Source organism: Lawsonibacter hominis (genome assembly GCF_014287895.1).
Lineage (GTDB): Bacteria > Bacillota > Clostridia > Oscillospirales > Oscillospiraceae > Lawsonibacter_A > Lawsonibacter_A hominis.
In genome coordinates this window covers 50,312-72,885 of sequence record NZ_JACOPP010000013.1, presented here as the reverse complement: position 1 = coordinate 72,885, position 22,574 = coordinate 50,312, and the positions used below count along the sequence as shown (strand labels likewise).

Here is a 22,574-nt window from a genome sequence, read left to right as displayed (position 1 = left end):
AGCGCCACCTAAAATTTGAAGTAGATGAAGTCTTGCGCGTCATAGCCGGTGCCGTAGACCCCGAAGACCGCCACCGTCAGCAGCAGAGCCAGCACCAGGACCCACCGGAGCGGCCGGGGCAGGGTCAAAAAGCGCTCGCACACGCGCCGGCGCAGGGAGAGCAGGTCCACCGCCAACAGCGCCGCAAGGCAGAGCAGGGCCACCAGGCATTCGCCCCGGTCCAGACCGGTGTTTGCCAGGATGGGGCGCACCAGCAGGGGACCGGAGACCATGCCGCGCAGCACCGCCAGGGCGGAGGAGAGTGAGGCGGCCTTGAAAAAGACCCAGGCCAGCGTGGACAGAAGGAAGGTGACCAGCATCTGCCACCATCGGGTGACGGGAGAGTCGTCCCGCAGGCCCAGGGCCTGGCGGCAGCGGCTGCGCAGGCCCGCCGTCAGGCCGCCCGCCGCCTGGTAGGCCCCGTTGAGCAGCCCCCAGACCAGAAAGGTGAGCCCGGCCCCGTGCCACAGGCCGCTGACGGCAAAGACGATGAGGATGTTGCAGTATTTCCGCCCGGAGCCCCTGCGGCTTCCGCCCAGTGGGATGTACAGGTAGTCCCGGAACCAGGAGGACAGGGAGATGTGCCAGCGCCGCCAGAACTCCCCAATGGAGCGGGAGAAATAAGGGGTGCGGAAATTTTCCATCAGGGGGATGCCCATGGCGCCGGCGACGCCCAGAGCCATATCGGAGTAAGCGGAGAAGTCGCAGTAGATCTGCACCGAAAACGCGCAGGCCGCGGCGAACACCTGCAGCGCGCCGAACTGTTCCGGCGCGGCGAAAACGGCGTTTACCAGAATGGCCAGCCGGTCGGCGATGCACAGCTTTTTGAAGGCGCCCCACAAAAACCGCAGCAGCCCGGCGCGGAAGCGGTCATAGTCAAAGGCGGGGGGCGTGCGGAGCAGATCCATCAGACCGGAGCGGTCGATGGGGCCGGAGACCAGATGGGGGAAAAAGGACAGGAAGAGGACCAGCAGGGGGAAGCTGCGCTGCGCCGCCCGGTCCCCCCGGTACACGTCGATGAGATAGCCCGCCGCCATGAACAGGTAGAAGGAGATACCCACCGGCAGGATCAGCTCCGGCGATGCAATGGAGCAGGGGCGGCCCGTCAGGGCCAGCAGCCGCTGGGTCAGGGAGAGTGTAAAGGAGAGGTATTTGAAGAGAAACAGGGTGCCGAAGAGGAGAAGCAGAGCCAGGATCAGAACAGCCCGCCGGCCCCGCTGGGAGCGGTTCTCCAGCAGCCGTGCGCCCGCATAGGTCACCAGGGCTGCGCACAGCAGGAAGAGAAGACACTCCACCCCCGCCCATAGGCAGAACAGGGCGCTGGCCGCCAGCAGACACCAGGGCCGCGCCCGCTGGGGCAGCAGGAAGAAGCACAGCGCCACAGCGGGGAAAAAGAGAAAAAAGGCGGGGGAGAGAAAATTCAAGTCATACCCTCCTTCTTGCGGGCGACGCCGCGCGTATCTGCGGGAATGGAGTCGGTTCAGCTGATATGATTGTAACCGATGGAACGCCAAATGGCAAGCTGCGGCCCGCCTGTGGAACGGGCGGGGCCGGCTTATGTTCCACAGTGGAGGTTGCGCCAGTCTCCGGCGGAAACGCCCTCCAGCTTCTTGAATACCTGGGAGAAGCGGGCGGTATCATGGATTCGTCGTCGATGATGACCACCCGGTACATGCGCATACCCCCTTGGTTCCGACCGAGGCGGCGTTCTGTCCGCCTTTTTAAGCAGAACAGAAACGGGCGGCGGAGACAAGCGTCCGCCGCCCCGCGGCCGGAAGACCCGGTGTAAGAGTCCAATACATATTCGACTGTCCAATATGTATTGTACTCTTACAGGGCGAATGCGGGAAAAGGAGAAGAACCTATGGAACTGTTGGAGGCCCTGAAAACCTATTTTGGCTATGACTCCTTTCGGCCGGGGCAGGAGGCGGTGGTCTCCGCCCTCTGCTCCGGCCGGGATGTGGCGGCGGTGATGCCCACAGGGGCGGGCAAGTCCCTGTGTTTCCAGCTGCCCGCGCTGCTGCTGGAGGGGATCACCCTGGTGGTCTCGCCCCTGATCTCCCTGATGCGGGATCAGGTGGCGGCGCTGGTGCAGGCGGGCATCCCGGCGGCTTTTTTCAACAGCGCCCTCACGGAGCGGCAGTACGCCCTGGCGCTGGAACGGGCCAGGGCCGGGCGCTATAAGCTGATCTACGTGGCCCCGGAGCGGCTGGGGACCGAGCGTTTTCTGGACTTTGCCCTGCATGCGGAGATCGCCCTGCTGGCGGTGGACGAGGCCCACTGCGTCTCCCAGTGGGGGCAGGACTTCCGCCCGCACTATCTGGAGATCCCCGATTTTGCCGCCCGGCTGCCCCGGCGGCCGGTGGTGGGGGCCTTCACCGCCACTGCCACCCAGGCCGTGCGGCGGGACATGCGGGAGCTGCTCCAGCTCCGGGACCCCTACGAGATCGTCACCGGCTTTGACCGGCCCAACCTGTTTTTTGCGGTGCGCCATGGCCGGGAGCAGGACAAGCGCGCCTGGCTGCTGGAGTTTGTAAAGCGGCACGGGGAGGACAGCGGCATCGTCTACTGCGCCACCCGGAAGAAGGTGGAGGAGGTGTGCGCGCTTTTGAAGGCCGAGGGCGTGCCCGCCGGACGCTATCACGCGGGACTGGAGCAGGAGGAGCGGGGAAGGAGCCAGGAGGACTTCCTCTGGGACCGCATCCGGGTCATGGTGGCCACCAACGCCTTCGGCATGGGGATCGACAAATCCGATGTGCGCTATGTGGTCCACTACAACATGCCGAAGGATATGGAGAGCTACTATCAGGAGGCGGGGCGGGCCGGCCGGGATGGCGAGAAGGCGGAGTGCGTGCTGCTTTACAGCAGTGCCGACGAGCAGACCGCACGCTTTCTGATTCAGCAGGACCGGGAGAACGAGGCGCTGGACGAGGCACAGCTGGAGCAGGTGCGCAGACGGGATTACACCCGCCTGCGCAGGATGAGCGGGTACTGCCACACCGGGGACTGTCTGCGCCGGTATCTCCTGGAGTACTTCGGAGAAACGCCGCCGGGGCGGTGCGGCAGCTGCGGCAACTGTCTGGAGCAGCAGGAAGCGGTGGATGTGACGGCCCAGGCGGCGGCTATCCTTCGCTGTGTGGCCCGGCTGGGGCCTCGCTTCGGCATGAGCACCATCTGTGATCTGGTCCGGGGCGCGGACAGCCGGAAGCTGCGCCAATGGGGGCTGAATCACCAGGAGGGGTACGGCGTGCTGAAGGGGGAGAGCCGGGAGCATGTAAACGACTGCATCCGGGCCCTGATCGCCCAGGGCTGCCTGGTCCGCAGCGAGGGGGAATACCCGGTGCTGGGGCTGGGGCAGGCGGCCCGCCGGGTGTTGGAGGGGGATTCCCGCGTGACGATGCGGGCGTCCGGTTCCGGCGGAGAAGCGCGCCGCACGGGCAGGCCCAGCGGCGTGGCCCCGGAAAACGAGGCGCTGTTTGGCCGCCTGCGCGCGGTGCGCGCGGCACTGGCACGGCGGCTGGGCCTGCCGGCCTATGTGGTCTTCTCGGACGCCGCTCTGCGGGACATGTGCGCCAAGCGCCCTCAGACCGAGCGGGAGCTGCTGAACGTCTCCGGCGTGGGGGAGGCAAAGCTTCAGCGTTATGGCGCGGCCTTCCTGGAGGAGCTGCGAAAGGCCTGAACACGCACATCGGCCGCAAGAAAAAAAGACCGCCGAAGCGGTCTTTTTTTCTTGCGGTCGGGGGTCGGGCGGATTACAGGGTGTCGGCAAAGTCCATGGGGATGTAAGTAACGCCGTCCCGGCTGTAAACATAATGCGTCAGCTCGATGGTCTCGCCGCCGGCCACCTTGCAGTCGTAGCTCTCCAGCGTCACCGTGTAGCTGACGGAGCCCTTGGTCATGGTGATGGAATTGTCGGCGCCGTTCCAGGTGACGGTGTAGCCCTTGCTCTCGGCCACCTGGCGCAGGGGCACGTCGGCCAGGAAGGCGGCCACACGCTCCGCGGAACGGCCGGTATTGTGCATCACGGCGGTGAACAGCTTGGCATACAGGTTGTCGGCATACTTCATCTCACGCTCGGCCATCTGGATGCCCAGCTGGGTGACGTAGGCCGCGCCGGCCTCGGTGCTTTCGGCGTATTTTGCGATCATGGTGGGAGCGGCCTGGATCATCTCGTCGTACATCAGCTGTTCCTGCTGCTTCCAGAAGGCGCGGGTGCTCTGGCTGTACAGAGAGCGGTCCAGCTCGGCCAGAGTGCACAGGCGCTTGAATTTCCAGTAGGCGCCGGCGGGATCGTAAGTGTCCCCGTCCACCTTGTAGGCCGCGGCCGTATCGGTGATGCCGGAGAAGAAGGGGATGAACACGGAGTGCTCGGTGTTGCCCAGGGCGATCCAGTCGATGGCGGCGCACGCGGCGGGCCACTCGGGGAAGGTCTGGAGGATGTGGATCTGAGAGGAATTGGGGGTGCCGATGACGCGGTTGCCCGTCTGGCCTTCCAGCGTCACGTCCAGCTCGGTCCCCTCATAGCGGTTGCGGTAGATGTCCATGACGTCCAGTACGCTGACCTTCTCGTCGGGAGAATAGAACAGGGGATAGAAGGTGTCGGTATCATACTCGCCCGCCTGGGAGGGCGCCAGAAGCTTCATACCGCCCCAGTTGCGCATGTTGCTGGAGTCCCGCCGGGTATTGTTGGTGACGGATTTGGCCAGGTGGTAAAGCTCGCCCTCCTTGACGGCGAGCCCCAGTTCGTCGATGAGGTCGAACAGGCCGTCGGAATAGATGTAACCGTCCTCAGCGGTGGCGTTGGGGTCCACCAGACCGATCATGTTCTGGTTGCCGTACACCGCCACCTTGTCGTCGGGCATCTTCATGGCGCAGTAGTGATGGCCGCTGTAGATCTCGATGTACCAGGCCTCGTTCTGGTCGTTGATCATGACGGTATTGCCCTCTTCCGAGCCATACTCGTCCACATAGCCCAGCAGCACGTCCACCGCTTCGCGGGCGGTCTTGGACACGGCGGCCACGGCGGCGGCCAGGATGGCCTCGCGCAGGCCGGGCTCGATAAAGGGATCGGCGGAGCGCCAGGCGTCACAGGTAGAGGTGGAGACCGTGCCGGTGACGCTTACGCCATACTCGTTGGTGCAGGAGCCGGGGTACATGCCGTCGTCGCCCCGGGTGTAGTCGGGCACATAGGTGTACTGGTAGGTCGTGGCGGGCAGGGGGATCCGGAAGCCGGTAGCGGTATCCTCAATATAGCGGCCGGGCACGTTGTCCACGTGGGGCTGCACAAGAAACATCTTGTTGTAATCGCTCTGGCCCTGATCTTCGCTGCGGGCGATGATGTAGGTGCCCTGATCGCTCACGTCCTTTCCGACATAGACGCCGGTACAGGCCAGCGCGCTGGTGCTCAGCAGCATGACGCCAGCCAGGACGATGGAAAGCAGCCGAATGGATTTTTTCATGAGATTAGTTCTCCTCTCCTTTTGATGATCTGTACGCGCACGGGGGACGGTTGTAAGATGATCGCCTCCTTTTCCATGTGGCAAAAAGCACAATACAGAGGGGAACCCCTCTGCTGATAGAAGTATTTTTGCACAGAAAAAACGGAAAGTCAAGCCAAACGAAGGAATATCTTTGCATAAAACGAAAGTGTCTTCCTGCTGCGCACAAGTGAACCGGCAGAAGAAACACCGGCGCAGAGCCTTCTGCGCCGGTGGGAACGATAGCGGATTCGATTACAGCAGGATGACCCCTGCTTCCTGACAGGCGGAAATGGTCTGTTCATCCCAAACGCTGGCCTGGACCTCGCCGATGTGAGCTTTGCCCAGAAGGAGCATACACAAACGGGACTGGCCGATACCCCCGCCGATGGTCAGGGGCAGCTTGCCCTCCAACAGCATTTTGTGGAAGGGAAGCGCACGGCGCTCGTCACAGCCGGAGGCGGTGAGCTGCCGGTCCAGCGCGGCGGGGTCCACGCGGATTCCCATGGAGGAGACCTCGAAGGCGCGTTCCAGCACCGGGTTCCACAGCAGGATGTCCCCGTTCAGATCCCAGTCGTCGTAGTCGGGCGCCCGGCCGTCATGGGGCCTGCCGGATTTGAGCGCGCCGCCGATGCCCATCAGGAAGGTGGTGGGATGCTCCTTTACCCAGGCGTCCTCCCGTTCCCGGGGGGACAGGCCGGGCCAGAGGTCCTCCAGCTCCTGGGCGGTCACAAAGGATACCTCCCCATCCAGGGGCGGCAGGGCGGTGAGCTGGGGAAAGACGGAACGCAGGGTGTCCTGGGTCTGGCACATGGCGCTCACGATGGTGCGCACCGTATCCGCTAAGTAGCCGGTGTTCCGGTCACGGGGGGCCAGGACCTTTTCCCAATCCCACTGGTCCACGTAGACCGAGTGCAGGTTGTCCAGTTCTTCGTCCCGGCGGATGGCGTTCATGTCGGTGTACAGCCCCTCGCCCACGGAAAACTGGTAGCGGTAGAGCGCCATGCGCTTCCATTTGGCCAGAGAGTGGACCACCTGGGCTTCCCGCCCGGCGGCGGGGATATCAAAGGACACGGCCCGCTCCACGCCGTTCAAATCGTCGTTCAGACCGGTCGAGGCCTCCACGAACAGCGGAGCGGACACCCTTCGCAGGTGGAGCGCGCCGCCCAGGGTATCCTCGAACAGGCGCTTTAAAAGGCCGATGGCCTTCTGGGTGTCGTAGAGATTGAGACGGGGGGCATACCCCTGGGGGATGACGGTCTGTAACATGCCGGACACTCCTTTGCAGTACCAGTTACGCCTTGTTTGCAACCGGGCAAACCGCCCAAACGCAGGGCGGTTCGGCCCCAAAACGGCGCCCGTTTCCATCGTTCCAACAAGGCTAACTGCATTATACCGGAAAAGGAAGGCGCCGTCCAGAGGGAGATTGCCTCCGGACGGCGCGCGGTGTTAGGCGGGAAGCTCCAAAACCTGTCCGGGAACGATGAGATCGGGGTCCGCGATGCGGTTGAGCGGCGCCAGGGCGGCCACGGTGGCGCCGTGTCTCTGGCGATGGCCCAGAGGGTATCCCCCGACGTACAGTATAGGTCACAGCGCCGGGCTCTGTTTCCGTCTCCGGCAGCACGCCGGCGGTGAAGCGCTCTCGGCCGTCCTATGCCGAGCGGCTCATGGATGCTCCTTCCAGAGCTTTTGGCGCACCCGCAGCAGAAAGCAAATGGTCCGCACCACCCAGTCCGCGACCATGGCGATCCATACGCCCACCACCCCCAGCCCCAGCTTGACGCCCAGCAGCCAGCTGCCCACCAGACGCACGGCGGCCATGGATACCATGGAGATGACCATGGGCACCTTTACGTCTCCCGCGGCCCGCAGCGCGTTGGGAAGCGTAAAGGAGAGGGGCCATAGGGCCATAGCGCAGCCGTTGTGGATGAGGATGAGCAGGAAGGCGTACTGCCTGGCCGCATCGGACAGGTTGTAGATGCGCAGGATGAGCGGAAGCAGCAGGAGCAGCACGGCGTTGAGGCCCCAAATGCAGCAGTAGGCGATCTTCACCAGCTTTTTGGTGTAAGCGCGCACCTGCGCCCAGTCCCGTGCGCCTACGCATTGCCCCACCACCGTGATGAGGGCCAGCCCCAGGGCCTGCCCGGGAATGATCCCGAAGCTGTCGATATTGTTGGCCACGGCGTTGGCGGCGATCTGAGCGGTACCGAAGGTGGAAATCATGCTCACCAGCAATACCCGGCCCAGCTGAAACACGCTGTTTTCCAGACCGTTGGGCACGCCGATGCGCAGGATCTTTCCGATGAGCCGCCCGTCCAGGCGAAACCGGAGCAGCTGGGCGACCCGGACGGGATTGCGGCGGCTGTGCATCAGCACCATCATGATCCCGCAGGCCACCCCGCGGGAAACAAGGGTGGCCAGGGCGACGCCCGCCACCCCCATGGAAAACCCGAAGACCAGGATGGCGTTGCCCACCACGTTCAGACCGTTCATCAGGGCGGAGACATACATGGAGGCGCGGGAATTGCCCATGGACCGCAGCAAGGCTGCGCATCCATTGTAGACGGCAATAAAGGGGTAGGACAGGGCGGAGATGACGAAATAAGTAATAGCCCCCTCCATGACCGGAGGCTCCACCTGCCCAAAGAGCACGCCGAGCAGCGCACGGCTGAACAGCAGCACCAGGACCATCAACGCGACGGAGATGGCCGAGACGATGTATACCAGCTGGTTGGCGGAGCGGTTGGCCTGGTCCAGATGCCCCGCGCCGATGGATTGGGCACAGACCACGGCCCCGCCGGTGGCCAGGGCGGCGAAGATGTTGATGATGAGCACGTTGATCAGGTCCACCAGCGCCACGGAGGATACCGCCGCCTCACCGGCGGAGGAGACCATCATGATGTCGGCCATTCCCACCATGACGGCCAGAAACTGCTCGATGATCAGGGGGACAATCAGTTTTTTCAGGGACTTGTTGTCAAACAAAAGCGCAACCATCCTCTCAAAAAAGGCCTTTTGACGACGCCGCCGGCCCGCGCGGTCAGGCGTTGCCAGCAGCCTCCGATAGACAAAGAACAGTATATCGGCTCAGGGCGGCAAGCACAACGGGCAAAACAACCAAAAATGAAGCAATCCTGAGGAAGTCTTGCGTTTTGGGCTGGGAGGCGGTATAATTTGTCCCATCGAAATCAATCGGAAAGCCGAGGAGAAGCCCATGAAAAAAATTCAGATGTCCACCCCTCTGGTGGAGATGGACGGGGACGAGATGACCCGGATCCTGTGGCAGCAGATCAAAGAAGAACTGCTGCTGCCCTACGTGGAACTGAAGACGGTCTACTTTGATCTGGGCCTGCCCGAGCGGGAGAAGACGGCCGACCGGGTGACGGTGGAGGCGGCCGAGGCCACCAAGCAGTACGGCGTGGCGGTCAAATGCGCCACCATTACCCCCAACCAGCAGAGGGTGGAGGAGTACCAGCTTACCGAGATGTGGAAGTCCCCCAACGGGACCATCCGCTCCATTCTGGATGGTACGGTCTTCCGCGCGCCCATCATGGTCAGGGGCGTTTCCCCGGTGGTGAAGACCTGGAAGAAGCCGATCACCATTGCCCGTCATGCCTACGGCGATGTGTATAAAGCCACCGAATACCGGGTGCCGGGCCCCGGCGTGGCCGAGCTGGTCTTTGCCGGGGCCGACGGCAGGGACTTCCGCCAGACGATCTATGAGTTTGAGTGTGCCGGCGTGCTCCAGGGGCAGTACAACAAGGACAGCTCCATCGTCTCTTTTGCGCGCTCCTGTTTCCAGTATGCCGTCGACACCCGGCAGGACCTGTGGTTCTCCACGAAGGACACCATCTCCAAAAAGTACGACCATACCTTCAAGGATATCTTCCAGGAGATATTTGAGAAGGAGTACCAGGCCCGGTTCGAAGCGCTTGGCATCACCTATTTTTACACCCTCATCGACGATGCGGTGGCCCGGGTCATCCGCAGCAAGGGCGGCTTTATCTGGGCCTGCAAGAACTACGACGGCGATGTGATGAGCGACATGGTCTCCACCGCCTTCGGCAGCTTGGCCATGATGACCTCCGTACTGGTCTCCCCCGACGGGAAGTATGAGTACGAAGCCGCCCACGGCACCGTCACGCGGCACTATTATAAATATCTGGAGGGAGAAAACCCCTCCACCAACCCTATGGCCACCCTTTTTGCCTGGACCGGGGCCCTGCGCAAGCGGGGCGAACTGGACGGGATCGCCGCGCTGGGGGAGTTTGCCGACAAGCTGGAACGGGCCAGCATCGAGACCATCGAGAGCGGAATCATGACGAAGGACCTGGCCGGACTGTGGGAAGGCGAGACGCCCGCCACAGCCGTAGACACCGGCGTGTTCCTCCAGTCCATCAAGCTGCGGCTGGAAAAGCAGCTGGAAGCGTGAGAAAACCGCCGCAACCGGCGCCGGGCGTGAGCCCGGCGCCGGTTGCGCATAACCGCCCCCGGAGGTGGACATACTTTCCATATTCATAGAACAGGAGGAACGCCGTATGTCCATTGCCTTTGAACAGAGCGAGACCCGGCTCAACCTGCTGCGGGCCTTTGCCGGAGAGAGCCAGGCCCGCAACCGGTATACCTTTGCCGCCGGACTGGCCAAGAAAAAGAACCTGCAGGTCATTGAGGGGATCTTTACCTTTACCGCCAACCAGGAGCGGGCCCACGCCAAGGTCTTTTATAACCTGCTCCAGAGCGTCTCCGGAGAAAATCTGCGGATCGACGGCACCTATCCGGTCGAGCTCTACCCCGAACTGCTCCAGCATCTGCGCTCGGCACAGCACAACGAGTATCAGGAGTGGGATCACGACTATAAGGGCTTTGCCAAGGCCGCCAAGGAGGAGGGGTTCGAGGAGATCTCCCATACTTTCTCCATGATCTCCGAGATCGAAAAGACCCACGGCGACCGGTTCGGCCGGTTTGCGGACCTGCTGGAACAGGGAAAGCTCTTTGTGTCCGATGTGGAAGTGAAGTGGATGTGTCTCAACTGCGGACAGATCATCGACGCCACCATGGCCCCGGCGGTCTGTCCCGTCTGCAAGCATCCTCAGGGATATTTCATCCGCTGGGAACTGGCCCCCTTTGAATAAACCCGGTCCGCCGCCCCTAAGCCCGGCTGAGCAGAGCGCCTGTATTCCTTTGAATACAGGCGCTCTGCTCAGCCGGGCCTGTTTGAAAACGGGCCTTAGAATCCGCTGATCATTTTCGCGGCTACGGCGAAAAGAGGCAGGGTGAGGATGGAGAGCAGTGTGGACAGGGTAATGAACTGGACGGCGGGAGTGGGGTCGCGGCCAAACTGCTGGGCGAAGAGGCTGGTGGTGCCCGCCACCGGGGTGGCGGAGAGAAGCACCAGCGCGCAGTACAGGCCCGGCGAAAGCCGCAGCGGCAGCAGCGCCAGCAGCGTCAGAACCGGGACGAGGATGAGCTTCAGAAAGCAGGCCAGATACAGCCGCGCCTGCCGGAAGGTGGCGGCCAGGTCGGCACAGGCCAGCTGTCCGCCGATGACCACCATGGCCAGAGGCGTGTTCAGGTCGCTGAGGAAGGAGACGGCGCTGCCCAACACCGCGGGCAGGCGCACGTTGCCCAGAAAGAGGAGCAGACTCACCGCCAGGCCTAAGACGCCTGGATTGACGGCCGCCTTTTTCACGGAAAAGGCCTGCTTCCCGCCCATGACCAAAACGCCCAGGGTCCAAAGCGTCAGGTTGAAGGCCGCCAGGGACAACGCGCCGTAGATGACGGCGTCCGCCCCCAGAATGGACTGGACCAGAGGGATGCCCATAAAGCCGATGTTGCCGTATACCGTGCCGAAGCGGAGGCAGTCCCGCACGTCGGGAGACTCCCTGCGAAAAAAGAAAAGCGCAATCAACAGATAGACCACGTAGCACACGGTGGCCAGCGCCGCGCCCAGCGCCACCTCCCGCACCAGATCGGGGGTGCGTTCCACCTGGAAGCAGTCTACCATAACGCAGGGACAGACGATATAGAGCAGCAGGTACGACAGCTGGCCCCTGGCCTGCTCGGTAAGCTTGCCCAGCTTTGCCAAGGCAAAGCCCACCCCCATCATCAAAAACAGGGTGCCGACCTGACCGGTGACCGTCAAAAGATTGGACAGCAAAAGATGAGACCTCCTTGCGCTCGGGGGAAAAATCAGTTACTATTTATTAAAGCACATTTTGCCGGAAAAGGGAAATCCCTTTTTCGGATGACAGGATTCCCGGGACGGAAGAGGGGGAGAACGTGGACAGCAAGCTGCTCAGGACCTTTGTCGCCGTGGCCAATCACGGTTCCTTCACCGGCGCGGCCAAGGAGCTGTATATCGCCCAGAGCGCGGTCAGCAAGCATATCAATCAGCTGGAGCGGGAACTGGGCGCACAGCTGTTTCTGCGGGATACCCGCATGGTGCGCCTGACGGCGGCCGGAGAAGGCTTCTATCGGGACAGCGTGGATATCCTCCGCCGCATGGACGCGGCCCGGACCGCCCTGCAGGGGGAACAGGGCGGGGAGCACGGACGGCTGGCTCTGGGCGCTTTCAGCGTCGTGCCCACGGAGATCGTGGCGCTGGCGCGGCGGTTTCATGCCTGCTGGAGCGGGGTGGAGCTCTCCCTGGACTGGTTTGAATTCGGGACGCTGCTGGAGCGGCTGGAGGGCGGGGATCTGGACGTGGCCTTCACCATGGCCTTTGAGTTGTTGGACCGCCCCCACCTGCGCCGGCGCACCGTGGGACGGGGGCGTATGTATGTGCTGCTGGGCAGCCAAAGCCCCCTGGCCGGAGCAAAGCAGCTGTACCTGAAGGATCTGGCGGAGCTGACCTATTACACCATGCGCCCCGACGTGACGCCCAACGGCTATGTGAACATGATGCGCTTTTTTGCGGAAAAGCAGTTCCAGCCCCGGCGCTCCCTGCGCCATACCAGCCATGAGTCCATGATGCTCCAGCTCCAGGTCCACGACGACGCCTACGGTCTGATGGGGGACTTCCAATACCGGGACCACCCGGGACTGGTCTTCCTGCCGCTGGCGGAGGAGGATCAGCCGGGCGGGGACGCGTTCGACCGGGTGGCCGTCTGGCGGGAGCGGAATGAAAACCCCAATATTCCCCGGCTGCTCACGCTGTTGGGGGAGGACCATCCCAAACTGGAATAAGAACGTTCCAAACTCATATTTTACAAAAAACCCCGGATAACTTATGATAAAGGCATAAAACTTCATGCGCGGCAGGCGCACCACGATCATAGGCAAAACGGACAACGCATGAAGTTTTTGCGCATGTAGGCCGTCCCGGTCCACGCGCTTTGATTTCAGGCCGTGCCGCCCCAGGCGGCACATGGCCAGTTTGCTGTGCGTTTGCATAGCAAATCAAACGGAAAGAGGGATCCTTATGCCTTTGGAACTGGAACGCCCCAAGCTGAGCGCGGAGGAGGAGCGGCTTCCCTACGCTAAATATTTCCATAAGCCGCTGGCTCCCATCCCGCAGGAGAAGCTGGACATCTGGAACGGCCCCGCCGCCGATCCTGCCGCCGCCCTGCCCTTTGCAGCGCGCGGGCGTTTTCAGGACGCCGATGTGCCCGGCCTGGACAACGGCTTCTGCGTGGCGCCCGACGGGACCGGTTTTGTGGCCAACACCACCTTCATGCCCGGGGTCACCGCCGAGATGTTCAACTGGTGGTTCGGCTGGCACAGCGTTACCTCCGACCTGCGCTACAAGCTGTGGGACCCGGAGGACCACTGGCACGCGCGCGCCGACCGGCCCGACTACGTAAAGGACCCCGCCGTCCCGACGGCCCAGAAGACCTGGGGTGTGAAGCACGACATCGTGGAGGACATCGGCTTCGGCCCTGATCCGCTGCTGCTCTGCTTCTGCAAACCGTCCGAGCTGGGCTACCGTCTGGAGAAGATCGGCACCCCCGCCTGCCAGGCCATGGTGTGCGCTTACGGCGTGGGCAGCACCCCGGCCGTCATGACCCACGTCGCCAAACAGGCCGAGGGGGGGATCCTGTTCTGCTCCCGGTTCTGGATGGGCTACGGTCCCAACGAACAGGGGGAGATCGTCAAGCTCCTGCCCGACGGCGTCAGCGTCCCCGAGGCGGGCCCCCGCGCCCTTTATGGGCATAACATCAAGGAATACAGCAACCTGGCTTCCATCCTGCCGTTCCTCTATGCAGAGGAGAAGGATAAGCCCTTCTGAGATCGTCTGCGCACAGAAGCTGCCCGTTCCCCCGGGCCGGCGGTAAAACCCACCGGCCCGGGGGAATCCGTTTTGCAGGCGGATGCTGCGATTGCACTCGGGCCTGACGTGTGGTAGGATAGAAGCAATACGAGAGGAGGGCGCATATGGAGGTTCTGGTGATCGACGGGCAGGGAGGCCGCATCGGGCAGCAGCTGATCCGGTGCATCCGGGAGCGCTTCCCGGAGACGGCGGTGATCGCCGTGGGCACCAACAGCATGGCCACTGCCGCCATGCTCAAGGGCGGCGCCCAGCAGGCGGCTACCGGGGAGAACGCCGTGGCGGTGGCCTGCCGCCGGGCCGATGTGATACTGGGCCCGCTTGGGATCGTAGTGGCCGATGCGCTGCTGGGGGAGATCTCCCCGGCTATGGCGGTGGCCGTGGGTCAGGCCCGGGCCAAAAAGATCCTCATTCCCCTCAACCGCTGCGATTCCATCGTAGCGGGGGTGGAGGAGCGCTCGGTGAGCGCCCTGCTGCAGAGCGCCCTGGGGGAACTGGAGAAAGCCCTGGACGGCCGGGATTGACAGCCGGGGGCGCACCTGCTATACTACATTACGAAGAGGTTTCCGGCACGAAGCCGGGCCCCGGGGACAGAAGTCCCGGCACGCGCGTCCGCTGCACCCGATCGGCACCCATTCCGCTTTTGAAGGAAATGCTAAGAAGGCATTGTTTTTTCGTGGAGAAAAAGCAATGCCTTCTTTTGATGCAAGGAGGTTTTATGAAAAAGAAACATCCCATCCACATCCAGATCAGACGCCTGGCCTTTTCCGGCGTGTTTTTGGCGCTGGCCCTGGCGCTGCCCTTCCTCACCGGGCAGATCCCCCAAATCGGCAGTGCCCTGAGTCCCATGCATATCCCCGTGCTGCTGTGCGGTTTCGTCTGCGGCTGGCCCTGGGGACTGGCGGTTGGCTTTGTGGCGCCGCTGCTGCGCACCGCACTGTTCGGTATGCCCCCTATCCTCACCAGCGTCGCCATGGCCTTTGAGCTGGCGGCCTACGGCGCCTGCTCGGGGGCGCTGTACCGGCTGCTGCCCAAACGCACGCCCTATCTTTATGTGAGCTTGCTCGCTGCTATGGTGCTGGGGCGGATCGTCTGGGGTGCGGCGCGCTTTTGTATCGCGGGGCTCCAGCACACGGAATTCCCGCTCTCCGCCTTCTGGGCGGGGGCGGTCATCAACGCCGTGCCCGGCATCGTCTGCCATATCGTGCTCATCCCGCTGATCGTGATGGCGCTGAAAAAGGGAGGGATGATGCTCAATGGAGACCTGGAGCGGGACGCTGCAGGACCACGGGACGCGCTATCCACGGATGGAGCCGCGTGATGCGGTCAAACTGGCCTATCAGAGCGAGTTTGCCGGCGGGCACTTGATCCGGGACCGGCGGGAGAGCCTGGCGCGGCTGAAAACGGAACTGGCGGGCGTCCGCCAGCGGCCGGGCGCGCCGCTGGCGGAGACGATCGGCGGCGGACTGGTACGGGTGCACCTGGCCGCTTTGGCGGAGCATGGCATTACGCCGGAACAGCTCAACGGCTGGTTTGCCGATACGGCGCAGCGCAGCCGGGGCAGCCTGGAGGGCCTGCTGCAGCGGCTGGACGTCCTGCGGGCGTTGGCGCGGGAGGGAAGGCTGCCCTTCGGTCGGGCGGCGGCAGAACGGTACCTGATGGATTACGCCGCTCAGGGCTATCCCCCGCTCTCCCACTCCCAGGCCTATCGGGCGGCCTACCGTCCGGCCTACCGGGTGGTAGAGGCCGGCCTGCTGCCCGATCCATAAGAAAAAAGCGCGGGCCGGAGGAATCGATCCGGCCCGCGCTTTTGCAGAGATAAACAAAAACAGTTCAGCCCGCCCGGCGCAGCGGGGCGGGAGCCCAGTCTGCGTCCTGCCAGATGGGGCGCGCGCGGCGGCCGGTGAGCCAGGGCACCAGACCCAGCAGCTCGGCGGCGGCGCAGAGCTTGTCCATGGTGCTGACGACCAGAGCCTCCAGACAGTGATACACCCTGGTCGGGGTGAGGGGGAACATGTGGGAGCGGATGATGTCCGCCTCCGTCTCAGTCACAGAGAAGCGGGCCCTGGCATTCTTCAGCGCCACCTCCGGATGCTGGACAGCGTGGCGGATGCCGGGATGGCTGGCCTTGTCCCGCCAGTTATAAAGATAGAGGTCATGCAGCAGGCCGCCCCGTGCGGCGGCCCGGCCGTCCAGGCCCAGGGCCCGGCACAAACGCCAGCTGGAATAGCTTACCAGTACACAGTGGTGGTAGCAGCTTACGCCCGCGCGGTGCTGGGGCAGCAGGCGCATGGACTGTACGGCGGCGTCCGCCATCAGATCGTAGACACAGTTGAGATAGTCGTTTTTGTAGCGAAACTCCCACATGGTGTTATCTCCTTTGATCGGTTTCTGGGAACCAGTATACCGGTCAAATCGAAAAACGCCACGGAGAAAAGATTATGATTTGGTAAAGATTTTCGGTCAGAATTGGGAAGGCCGCCCCAGAAATTCCGCCGTGGCCGCCACCGCCTGCGGGAGGGGATCGACCGCCGTATCCAGCCAGAGCACATCCCGGTCCTTTTTGAACCATACCATCTGCCGCTTGGCAAAACGCTTGATCGCCCGGCCCAACTCGTCCTGAAGCGCGTCCAGGGTGGGAATGCGCCCAGTGAGGTACCACAGGATGTAGCGGTACTCCAGCCCCAGCCCCTCCAGGAAGAGATCGCGGGCCCCATTCGCGCGGAGGTTGGCGACCTCTTCGATCATCCCGTCGTCGATGCGCCGCTGCAGGCGCTCGTCGATGCGGCGGCAAAGCAACTCCCGCGGAAAGGTCATGCCCAGCAGCAGACAGTCATACCGGGGACAGGGGGGCGTCTCCACCGCCCCGGCGGAGAGCTTTTCCAGAGCGCGGAGAAGCCGGTGGCGGTTCTTTTCCTCCCCGCCGGCGAGGGTTTTCCCGGTCCGGGCCTGGTAGAGCGCGTACAGCTCGGCGGTGGTCCTGCGCTCCAGCTGGGCGCGCAGGGCGGGATCGGGCCGGGCGTCGGTAAAGGTAAAGCCCTCGGTCACTGCGCGGACATACAGCCCCGTACCCCCCACCAGAAAGGGGGTGCGGCCCCGGGCGCGGATGGCGTCGATGGCGTCATAGGCCCCCCGCTGAAAGTCTGCCACGGAATAGCTCTGGTTGGGGTCCACCACGTCCAGCATGTGGTGCGCCACCCCCATCCGCTCCGCCTGCGTCACCTTCCCGGTGCCCAGATCCAGCCCACGGTACACCTGCCGGGAGTCGGCGGAGACGATCTCCCCGTCAAAACGGCGGGCCAGCTCCACCCCCAGCCCGCTTTTGCCGCAGGCGGTGGTCCCCAGGACCACGATCAGTTTCGGCAGGGGCATGCGCCCACCTTCTTTCCACAAAATGATCCGCTGAGATATCATTCTAGCATAAAACCGGCCCGGCGGCAAGAAGCCGCCGGGCCGGTTTGTCAAACCAAAGGAGAAAGCCATCGGAAACCGCCGCGCGGAGATCACGGCGTTTTGTCCTGCACCGTGGCGGAGGTGCCCAACAGGGCGTTGACCCCCTCCACACTCAGGTAGTAGTGCCCGTCCACCGCGATAGCGGATACGCGCACATCGGCGCCGTCCACGCTGACCGTGATCTCTGCGGGCGGTACGGCGGCGGCAGAGGCGGGGATGCTCCAGGGCAGGGGGAGTACGCCGCCGTCATAGGCCTGGCCCCGCTGCACCACCACCTTGCCGTCCCAGCGCACGTTGAACTGGTCCTTGGAGCCGGTAAAGAGGAAGGCCAGGTCCCGCAGGCGGAAGTAGGGGACGCCGTCGGCGTCCGCAAAGGAGGCGGCGGTACCGAACTGGTCTAAATCGGTGAGCTTTACGTTGTTGGCCGACGCCAGCAGGTTCTTTACCTCGTAGTGGTTCAGGTTCAGACTCTTGGCATAGGGCGTCTCCAGCTGGCCGCTGCGGATGAGCGCCACCAGCGTGGCCCGCTCGGCGCTGTCCAGGGAGAGGTCCACGCCGGTGATGCTCCAGTTGCCGTCCGCCGCCGCGGGCGCCGCATGCCCGGCCAGATAGTCGGAGATCAGCGCGCCCAGCGTCTGCCGGCTGGACCAGTCGTATTCGCCGGAGATCAGAGACTGTCCCTTGAGCTGTACGGCATAGCGCTCGCTGCTTACGACCAGCTTCAGCTGCTGATCGTCGCTGAGGGGCGCGCCCCGGAAGCGGACGGTTTGCACCCGCTCGCCCGCGGGCTTGGACAGGTCCAGCTCGTAGTCCACGCCGGCAAACACGTCCCGGGTATGGGCGGGGCGCTCCGGTTGGAAGGAGATGCCGATATCGCCGCTGTTCCACTGGTTGTAGCACGCGGCGGCCCACTCCAGATAGGCCTTCAGCTCCGCCCCGGTGACGGTGACGCGCACCAGGGTATCGTTGGCGGAGCAGACGCCGGCCAGGTCGTCGGCGCTCAGGGACTGGGGCAGCGCGTCGCCGGTCAGGGCGGCGGCGGACACGTCCGCCCCGGCGGCGGAGAGCTGCACCTGGTTGATCAGGTCCAGCGCGGCGGTGTCGGTCAGGCTGGCCTGGGGCAGGCCGGGCACGTCCTCCCCCACGGCCAGGGCGGCGGGGGCCGTCAGCAGCGCCAGCGCCAGCAGAAGCGGCAGGAACCGGGAAACATGTTTGCGCATTGGAATCGCTCCTTTTCAAACGGTGTATAAGAGTATCATAGCACAGCTTGCCGGAAATGTCGATTCCCACTTGAAGCCCGGCCCATTCAGCGCGTCAGGGCCGCCAGACCGGCTTCCACGGCTTCGGTGACGGCCTCGGAAAAGGTGGGGTGCGGCCGTACCGGGCGCAGCAGCTGCTCCGCCGTCAGGCCCAGGGTCACCGCGAGGGTCAGCTCGGAAATCAGATCGGTGGCCCGGCAGCAGTACAGACAGGCCCCCAGCAGGGCGTGGGTCTGCGCGTGAAACACCAGCTTGAGAAAGCCCCGTTTGCCGCCCGCGATGAGGGTGCGGCCATTGCCGCCCATGACGCATTTGCCCGCAGCGAAAGGGATGCCCCGTGCCTTGCAGTCGTCGGCGGTCAGGCCCACCTGGGCGATCTCCGGATCGGTATACACGCAGGCGGGGACGGGAGACACGCCGCGGACGGGGGCCCGGCCCAGCAGCAGGTCGGCCGCCGCGCACCCCTCCGCCTCCGCCTTGTGGGCCAGCATGGCCCCGCCGATGGCGTCCCCGATGGCGTAGAGGGAGGGGATCGAGGTCTGGAAGCGCTCGTTGACCTGGAGGAAGCCCCGCTCCATGGCGGGCTCCACGCCTGCGAACAATCCCGCCGTAGCGGGGACGCGGCCCATGGCGGCCAGCACGGTCTCCGCCTGAGCGGTCTGCTCCGCGCCTTTGTGGGTAAAGTGCACGGTAAGGCCGGGGGAGATGCGCGTCACGTGCGCCCCGGTCAAAAGCTCCACACCGTCCCGTTTCAGCTGCAGGGTCAGGCTCTGGGACAGTTCCCGGTCCAGGTTGGCCAGGATGCGCTCCAGAGCTTCCAAAATGGTCACCCGGCACCCGGCGGCGGCCCACACGCAGGCCAGCTCCACCCCGATGACGCCGCCCCCCAGTATGATCATACGCTCCCGGGGGCGCAGGTCTTCCAGCAGCTCGTCGCTGGTGACCACGCCGGGCAGATCCAGTCCGGGAATGGGCGGGCGGGCGGGAACAGAGCCAACGGCCGCGAGGATGGCTTCCCCCTCATAGCGCACGCCCCCCGCCGCGACGGTGTGGGCCCCGGTGACCGTTGCCGGATGGGGGATGAGCGTTACCTTGGCGGAGGCGAGCTGGCGCTCCATGCCGGCGCGCAGGGTATCCACCACCCGCGCCTTCTCCGCGGCCAGGGCCGCGAAATCGCAGCCGGGCCCGACGCCGTGGAGCAGCGCCTTGGTGGGGATGCACCCACGGTTCAGACAGGTGCCGCCGATGGACCGGGGCTCGAAGAGGGCGACCGACTTGCCGGCCTGGGCCGCCCGGCGGGCGGCCGCCGCGCCGCCGGGGCCGCCGCCGAGGACCAACAGATCGTACATATCAGCCCTCCTCAAAGCCGTAACGCACCACCGGACGGCGGGCGGCGGCGGTCTCGTCCGGACGGCCGATCACAGTGGTGACCGGAGCGGCGTGGAGCGCCTGGGGATTTTCCCGGGCGGTCTTCAAAAGCGCTTCCAGAGCCTGGGCCGCCCGATCCAGCGTTTCGGGGGTCTCGGTCTCGGTGGGCTCGAACATCAGCGCCTCGTGGACAATGAGCGGGAAGTACATGGTGGGCGGGTGCATGCCCTGATCCAGCATGGCCTTGGCAAGGTCCAGAGCAGATACGCCGGTCTGCTTTTTCAGCTGCTCCAGGGTGAGCACGAATTCGTGCATGCAAAGCCCCGGATAGGCGGAGGAATAGCCCGCAGCCTCCAGCCGGTGCTTGAGGTAGTTGGCATTGAGCACCGCGCCCTCGGCGGCCTGGCGCACCCCGGTATTGCCCAGGGTGAGCAGGTAGGCCAGCGCCCGCACCACCACCAGGAAATTGGCGTGGAAGGCGCGCACCTGGCCGATGGACTGCGCCCCGCCGCCGCCGCCCAGCGCGGAGCCGGGCAGATAGGGCGCCAGAAGCGCCTTGCAGCCCACCGCGCCGCTGCCGGGGCCGCCGCCGCCGTGGGGGGTGGCGAAGGTTTTGTGCAGGTTCAGGTGGCACACGTCGAAGCCCATGTCGCCGGGCCGGGCCACCCCCATGATGGCGTTGAGGTTGGCCCCGTCATAGTACACCAGACCGCCCGCCGCATGGACGATCTCGGTCATAGCCAGGATATCCCGCTCGAAGAGGCCCACGGTGTTGGGATTGGTGAGCATCAGACCCGCGGTATCGGCGCCGCAGGCGGCGCGCAGCGCCTCCAGGTCCACCAGGCCCTCCGCGGTGGAGGGGATGCTCCTGACCGTGAAGCCGGCCATGGCGGCGGAGGCCGGGTTGGTGCCGTGGGCGGAGTCGGGCACCAGGATCACGGTGCGCCCGGTATCTCCGCGGTGGACATGGTAGGCCTTGATGAGCAGCAGCCCGGTAAACTCCCCATGGGCTCCGGCGGCGGGCTGAAAGGTCATTTCATCCATGCCCGTGATCTGACACAGGTATGCGCCGGCACGGTCCAGCACCGAGCGGCAGCCCCGCGCCGTGTGCTCCGGCTGGAGCGGGTGGATCCCGGTAAAGCCGGGCAGGGCGGCCAGGTCTTCGCCCAGCTTGGGGTTATACTTCATGGTACAGGAGCCCAGAGGATAGAACCCGTCGCACACGCCGAAGGCATGGCGGGCCATGGCTTGATAGTGGCGGGACACCTCGCTCTCCGCCACCTCCGGCAGGCGGGGCGCGGCGGCGCGGCGGTGCGCCTCGGGCAGGGGGGAGGCGGGCACGTCCGGCGGGGGAAGAAGATCGCTGCCCCGGCCGGGACGGCTGCGTTCAAAAATGAGTTCCATCAGCCCAGCACCTCCTTTACAATGGCGACGGCCTCATCCAGCTCAGACCTGCTGCACTTCTCGGTGACGCACCACAGCAGGCCGCCCTCCACGGGGAGGCCGCCCAGAATGCCCTTTGCCTCCAGGGCGGCGAGCACCTGAGGCGCGCGGGGCAGTTCCGTGACGAACTCGTGGAAGAAGGGACCGGGGAAGCGGAGCGAGACGCCGGGGAGCGCGCACAGCGCCCCGGCCAGGTAGTGGGCTTTGGCGCAGCTCTGCTCGCCTACCTGCCGCAGGCCTTCCGGCCCCAGAAGAGACAGGTAGATCGAGGCGGTGAGCGCGCACAAAGCCTCATTGGAGCACACGTTGGACGAGGCCTTTTCCCGGCGGATGTGCTGTTCACGGGCCTGCATGGTGAGCACGAAGGCGCGTTTCCCCTGCGCATCGACCGTTTCCCCGACGATGCGGCCGGGCAGCTTGCGCATCAGGGGCGCAGTGGCGGCCATAAAGCCCAGGTAGGGCCCGCCCCAGGCCAGCGGGAGCCCCAGCGGCTGCCCCTCCCCCACGGCGATATCCGCACCGTAGTCGGCGGGGGCGCGCAGCACCCCCAGCGTGGCGGGGTTCACGCCCAGGATCAGCTTGGCCCCGGCGCCGTGGGCGGCTCCGGCCAGCTCGGAGCAGTCCTCCAGCTGGCCGTAGAAATTGGGGTGCTGCACGTAGACGCAGGCGGTGGTCTCGTCCAGCAGGCCGGTCAGGTCGGTGACGCCGTCCCGCACGGGGGCCACGGCCAGCTCCATCCCGGAGCCGAAACAATAGGTCCTGATTGTGGCGATCACGTCCGGGTGGGCCGCGCCGGAAATCACCGCCCGCGTCCGCTTCCGGTCCCGGCACATGGCCAGCGCCTCGGCGGCGGCGGACGCGCCGTCGTATACCGAGGCGTTGGCGGCGTCCATGCCGGTCAGCTCGCAGATCATGGTCTGAAACTCGAAAATCGACTGCAGGATGCCCTGACTGATCTCCGCCTGATAGGGGGTGTAGGCGGTGACGAACTCCTCCTTGGCGGCGATGCGCCCCACGGCGGCGGGAATGTAGTGGTCATAGGCGCCCGCGCCCCGCAGAATGGTGGAAAACCGGGTGTTTTGACCGGAGAGCGCCTCCAGGGTCCGGCGCACCTCCAGCTCGCTCATGGGGGCGGGCAGCTCCAGCGCTCCGCCGACGCGCACGGACGCAGGCACGTCGGCATACAGATCTGCCGGGCCGCTCAGACCGAGGGCGGCGTACAGACCGGCGCGCTCGGCCGCGGTGGAGGGCAGAAAGCTTCCCATGCCG

At 64.7% G+C, this 22,574-nt stretch carries 19 protein-coding genes; 8 read left to right on the top strand and 11 right to left on the bottom strand.

Features of this window, described 5'->3' with window-relative positions:
• Positions 1 to 8: 8 nt before the first annotated feature.
• The gene (locus H8S57_RS10565) at positions 9 to 1,463 is read right to left on the bottom strand and encodes an MBOAT family O-acyltransferase (protein ID WP_186908049.1); all 1,455 of its coding nucleotides are present in this window, start codon (positions 1,461 to 1,463) and stop codon (positions 9 to 11) included.
• Between the two features lie 440 nt (positions 1,464 to 1,903).
• On the opposite strand from H8S57_RS10565, the gene recQ reads away from it, so the two are divergent.
• On the top strand, positions 1,904 to 3,718 hold the full coding sequence (gene recQ / locus H8S57_RS10560; protein WP_186908048.1) for a DNA helicase RecQ: 1,815 nt from the start codon (positions 1,904 to 1,906) through the stop codon (positions 3,716 to 3,718).
• Between the two features lie 73 nt (positions 3,719 to 3,791).
• On the opposite strand, the gene H8S57_RS10555 is transcribed toward recQ, so the two are convergent.
• The 3 genes from H8S57_RS10555 to H8S57_RS10540 form a co-directional block, all read right to left on the bottom strand.
• On the bottom strand, positions 3,792 to 5,498 hold the full coding sequence (locus H8S57_RS10555; RefSeq protein WP_186908047.1) for a C69 family dipeptidase: 1,707 nt from the start codon (positions 5,496 to 5,498) through the stop codon (positions 3,792 to 3,794).
• A gap of 273 nt (positions 5,499 to 5,771) precedes the next feature.
• Positions 5,772 to 6,785 carry an aspartate--ammonia ligase gene (gene asnA, locus H8S57_RS10550; protein WP_186908046.1) on the bottom strand — a complete coding sequence of 338 codons (1,014 nt, stop codon included), beginning with the start codon at positions 6,783 to 6,785 and terminating at the stop codon, positions 5,772 to 5,774.
• 396 nt (positions 6,786 to 7,181) lie between these two features.
• Positions 7,182 to 8,513 carry an MATE family efflux transporter gene (locus H8S57_RS10540; protein WP_369807612.1) on the bottom strand — a complete coding sequence of 444 codons (1,332 nt, stop codon included), beginning with the start codon at positions 8,511 to 8,513 and terminating at the stop codon, positions 7,182 to 7,184.
• A 217-nt stretch (positions 8,514 to 8,730) separates the two neighbouring features.
• On the opposite strand from H8S57_RS10540, the gene H8S57_RS10535 reads away from it, so the two are divergent.
• Both H8S57_RS10535 and rbr read left to right on the top strand, forming a co-directional pair.
• On the top strand, positions 8,731 to 9,948 hold the full coding sequence (locus tag H8S57_RS10535; RefSeq protein WP_186908044.1) for an NADP-dependent isocitrate dehydrogenase: 1,218 nt from the start codon (positions 8,731 to 8,733) through the stop codon (positions 9,946 to 9,948).
• Between the two features lie 106 nt (positions 9,949 to 10,054).
• On the top strand, positions 10,055 to 10,648 hold the full coding sequence (gene rbr / locus H8S57_RS10530) for a rubrerythrin (protein WP_186908043.1): 594 nt from the start codon (positions 10,055 to 10,057) through the stop codon (positions 10,646 to 10,648).
• A gap of 95 nt (positions 10,649 to 10,743) precedes the next feature.
• Here the strand turns inward: rbr and H8S57_RS10525 are convergent, their stop codons facing one another.
• Entirely contained in the window at positions 10,744 to 11,673 is a 930-nt protein-coding gene (locus H8S57_RS10525) for an AEC family transporter (RefSeq protein ID WP_186908042.1), read from the bottom strand.
• Positions 11,674 to 11,795: 122 nt separating this feature from the next.
• Here H8S57_RS10525 and H8S57_RS10520 point away from each other — a divergent pair, with 122 nt between their 5' ends.
• From H8S57_RS10520 to H8S57_RS10500, 5 genes are all read left to right on the top strand, one after another.
• Positions 11,796 to 12,701, top strand: a complete 906-nt coding sequence (locus H8S57_RS10520) for a LysR family transcriptional regulator (protein WP_186908041.1) — start codon at positions 11,796 to 11,798, stop codon at positions 12,699 to 12,701.
• 235 nt (positions 12,702 to 12,936) lie between these two features.
• On the top strand, positions 12,937 to 13,743 hold the full coding sequence (locus tag H8S57_RS10515; RefSeq protein WP_186908040.1) for a DAPG hydrolase family protein: 807 nt from the start codon (positions 12,937 to 12,939) through the stop codon (positions 13,741 to 13,743).
• 146 nt (positions 13,744 to 13,889) lie between these two features.
• A complete protein-coding gene (locus H8S57_RS10510; protein WP_186908039.1) occupies positions 13,890 to 14,306 on the top strand; it encodes a DUF3842 family protein in 417 nt (138 codons plus the stop codon).
• A 194-nt stretch (positions 14,307 to 14,500) separates the two neighbouring features.
• Positions 14,501 to 15,103 carry an ECF transporter S component gene (locus tag H8S57_RS10505; protein WP_186908038.1) on the top strand — a complete coding sequence of 201 codons (603 nt, stop codon included), beginning with the start codon at positions 14,501 to 14,503 and terminating at the stop codon, positions 15,101 to 15,103.
• Positions 15,090 to 15,551 (top strand): hypothetical protein, encoded by a 462-nt coding sequence (locus H8S57_RS10500; protein ID WP_186908037.1) that lies wholly within the window; start codon positions 15,090 to 15,092, stop codon positions 15,549 to 15,551. Before H8S57_RS10505 ends, H8S57_RS10500 begins: the two co-directional genes overlap by 14 nt.
• Positions 15,552 to 15,615: 64 nt before the next feature.
• On the opposite strand, the gene H8S57_RS10495 is transcribed toward H8S57_RS10500, so the two are convergent.
• The 6 genes from H8S57_RS10495 to gcvPA form a co-directional block, all read right to left on the bottom strand.
• A complete protein-coding gene (locus tag H8S57_RS10495; RefSeq protein WP_186908036.1) occupies positions 15,616 to 16,149 on the bottom strand; it encodes an HDIG domain-containing metalloprotein in 534 nt (177 codons plus the stop codon).
• A 96-nt stretch (positions 16,150 to 16,245) separates the two neighbouring features.
• On the bottom strand, positions 16,246 to 17,154 hold the full coding sequence (gene miaA, locus H8S57_RS10490) for a tRNA (adenosine(37)-N6)-dimethylallyltransferase MiaA (RefSeq protein ID WP_186908035.1): 909 nt from the start codon (positions 17,152 to 17,154) through the stop codon (positions 16,246 to 16,248).
• Between the two features lie 131 nt (positions 17,155 to 17,285).
• A complete protein-coding gene (locus H8S57_RS10485) occupies positions 17,286 to 18,455 on the bottom strand; it encodes a 5'-nucleotidase C-terminal domain-containing protein (protein ID WP_186908034.1) in 1,170 nt (389 codons plus the stop codon).
• An 86-nt stretch (positions 18,456 to 18,541) separates the two neighbouring features.
• The gene (locus H8S57_RS10480; RefSeq protein WP_186908033.1) at positions 18,542 to 19,843 is read right to left on the bottom strand and encodes a dihydrolipoyl dehydrogenase family protein; all 1,302 of its coding nucleotides are present in this window, start codon (positions 19,841 to 19,843) and stop codon (positions 18,542 to 18,544) included.
• A gap of 1 nt (position 19,844) precedes the next feature.
• Positions 19,845 to 21,266: an aminomethyl-transferring glycine dehydrogenase subunit GcvPB gene (gene gcvPB / locus H8S57_RS10475; protein ID WP_186908032.1), complete on the bottom strand. Its 1,422-nt coding sequence runs from the start codon at positions 21,264 to 21,266 to the stop codon at positions 19,845 to 19,847.
• Positions 21,266 to 22,570 carry an aminomethyl-transferring glycine dehydrogenase subunit GcvPA gene (gene gcvPA, locus H8S57_RS10470; protein ID WP_186908031.1) on the bottom strand — a complete coding sequence of 435 codons (1,305 nt, stop codon included), beginning with the start codon at positions 22,568 to 22,570 and terminating at the stop codon, positions 21,266 to 21,268. Before gcvPA ends, gcvPB begins: the two co-directional genes overlap by 1 nt.
• Positions 22,571 to 22,574 lie beyond the last annotated feature (4 nt).

Coding starts and splice junctions, on each gene's coding strand:
- H8S57_RS10555 (WP_186908047.1), bottom strand. CDS start 5,498: ATGAAAAAATCCATTCGGCTGCTTTCCATCGTCCTGGCTGGCGTCATG.
- H8S57_RS10510 (WP_186908039.1), top strand. CDS start 13,890: ATGGAGGTTCTGGTGATCGACGGGCAGGGAGGCCGCATCGGGCAGCAG.
- H8S57_RS10500 (WP_186908037.1), top strand. CDS start 15,090: ATGGAGCCGCGTGATGCGGTCAAACTGGCCTATCAGAGCGAGTTTGCC.
- recQ (WP_186908048.1), top strand. CDS start 1,904: ATGGAACTGTTGGAGGCCCTGAAAACCTATTTTGGCTATGACTCCTTT.
- miaA (WP_186908035.1), bottom strand. CDS start 17,154: ATGCCCCTGCCGAAACTGATCGTGGTCCTGGGGACCACCGCCTGCGGC.
- gcvPA (WP_186908031.1), bottom strand. CDS start 22,570: ATGGGAAGCTTTCTGCCCTCCACCGCGGCCGAGCGCGCCGGTCTGTAC.
- H8S57_RS10480 (WP_186908033.1), bottom strand. CDS start 19,843: ATGTACGATCTGTTGGTCCTCGGCGGCGGCCCCGGCGGCGCGGCGGCC.
- rbr (WP_186908043.1), top strand. CDS start 10,055: ATGTCCATTGCCTTTGAACAGAGCGAGACCCGGCTCAACCTGCTGCGG.
- H8S57_RS10485 (WP_186908034.1), bottom strand. CDS start 18,455: ATGCGCAAACATGTTTCCCGGTTCCTGCCGCTTCTGCTGGCGCTGGCG.
- H8S57_RS10495 (WP_186908036.1), bottom strand. CDS start 16,149: ATGTGGGAGTTTCGCTACAAAAACGACTATCTCAACTGTGTCTACGAT.
- gcvPB (WP_186908032.1), bottom strand. CDS start 21,266: ATGGAACTCATTTTTGAACGCAGCCGTCCCGGCCGGGGCAGCGATCTT.
- H8S57_RS10535 (WP_186908044.1), top strand. CDS start 8,731: ATGAAAAAAATTCAGATGTCCACCCCTCTGGTGGAGATGGACGGGGAC.
- H8S57_RS10515 (WP_186908040.1), top strand. CDS start 12,937: ATGCCTTTGGAACTGGAACGCCCCAAGCTGAGCGCGGAGGAGGAGCGG.
- asnA (WP_186908046.1), bottom strand. CDS start 6,785: ATGTTACAGACCGTCATCCCCCAGGGGTATGCCCCCCGTCTCAATCTC.
- H8S57_RS10505 (WP_186908038.1), top strand. CDS start 14,501: ATGAAAAAGAAACATCCCATCCACATCCAGATCAGACGCCTGGCCTTT.
- H8S57_RS10540 (WP_369807612.1), bottom strand. CDS start 8,513: ATGGTTGCGCTTTTGTTTGACAACAAGTCCCTGAAAAAACTGATTGTC.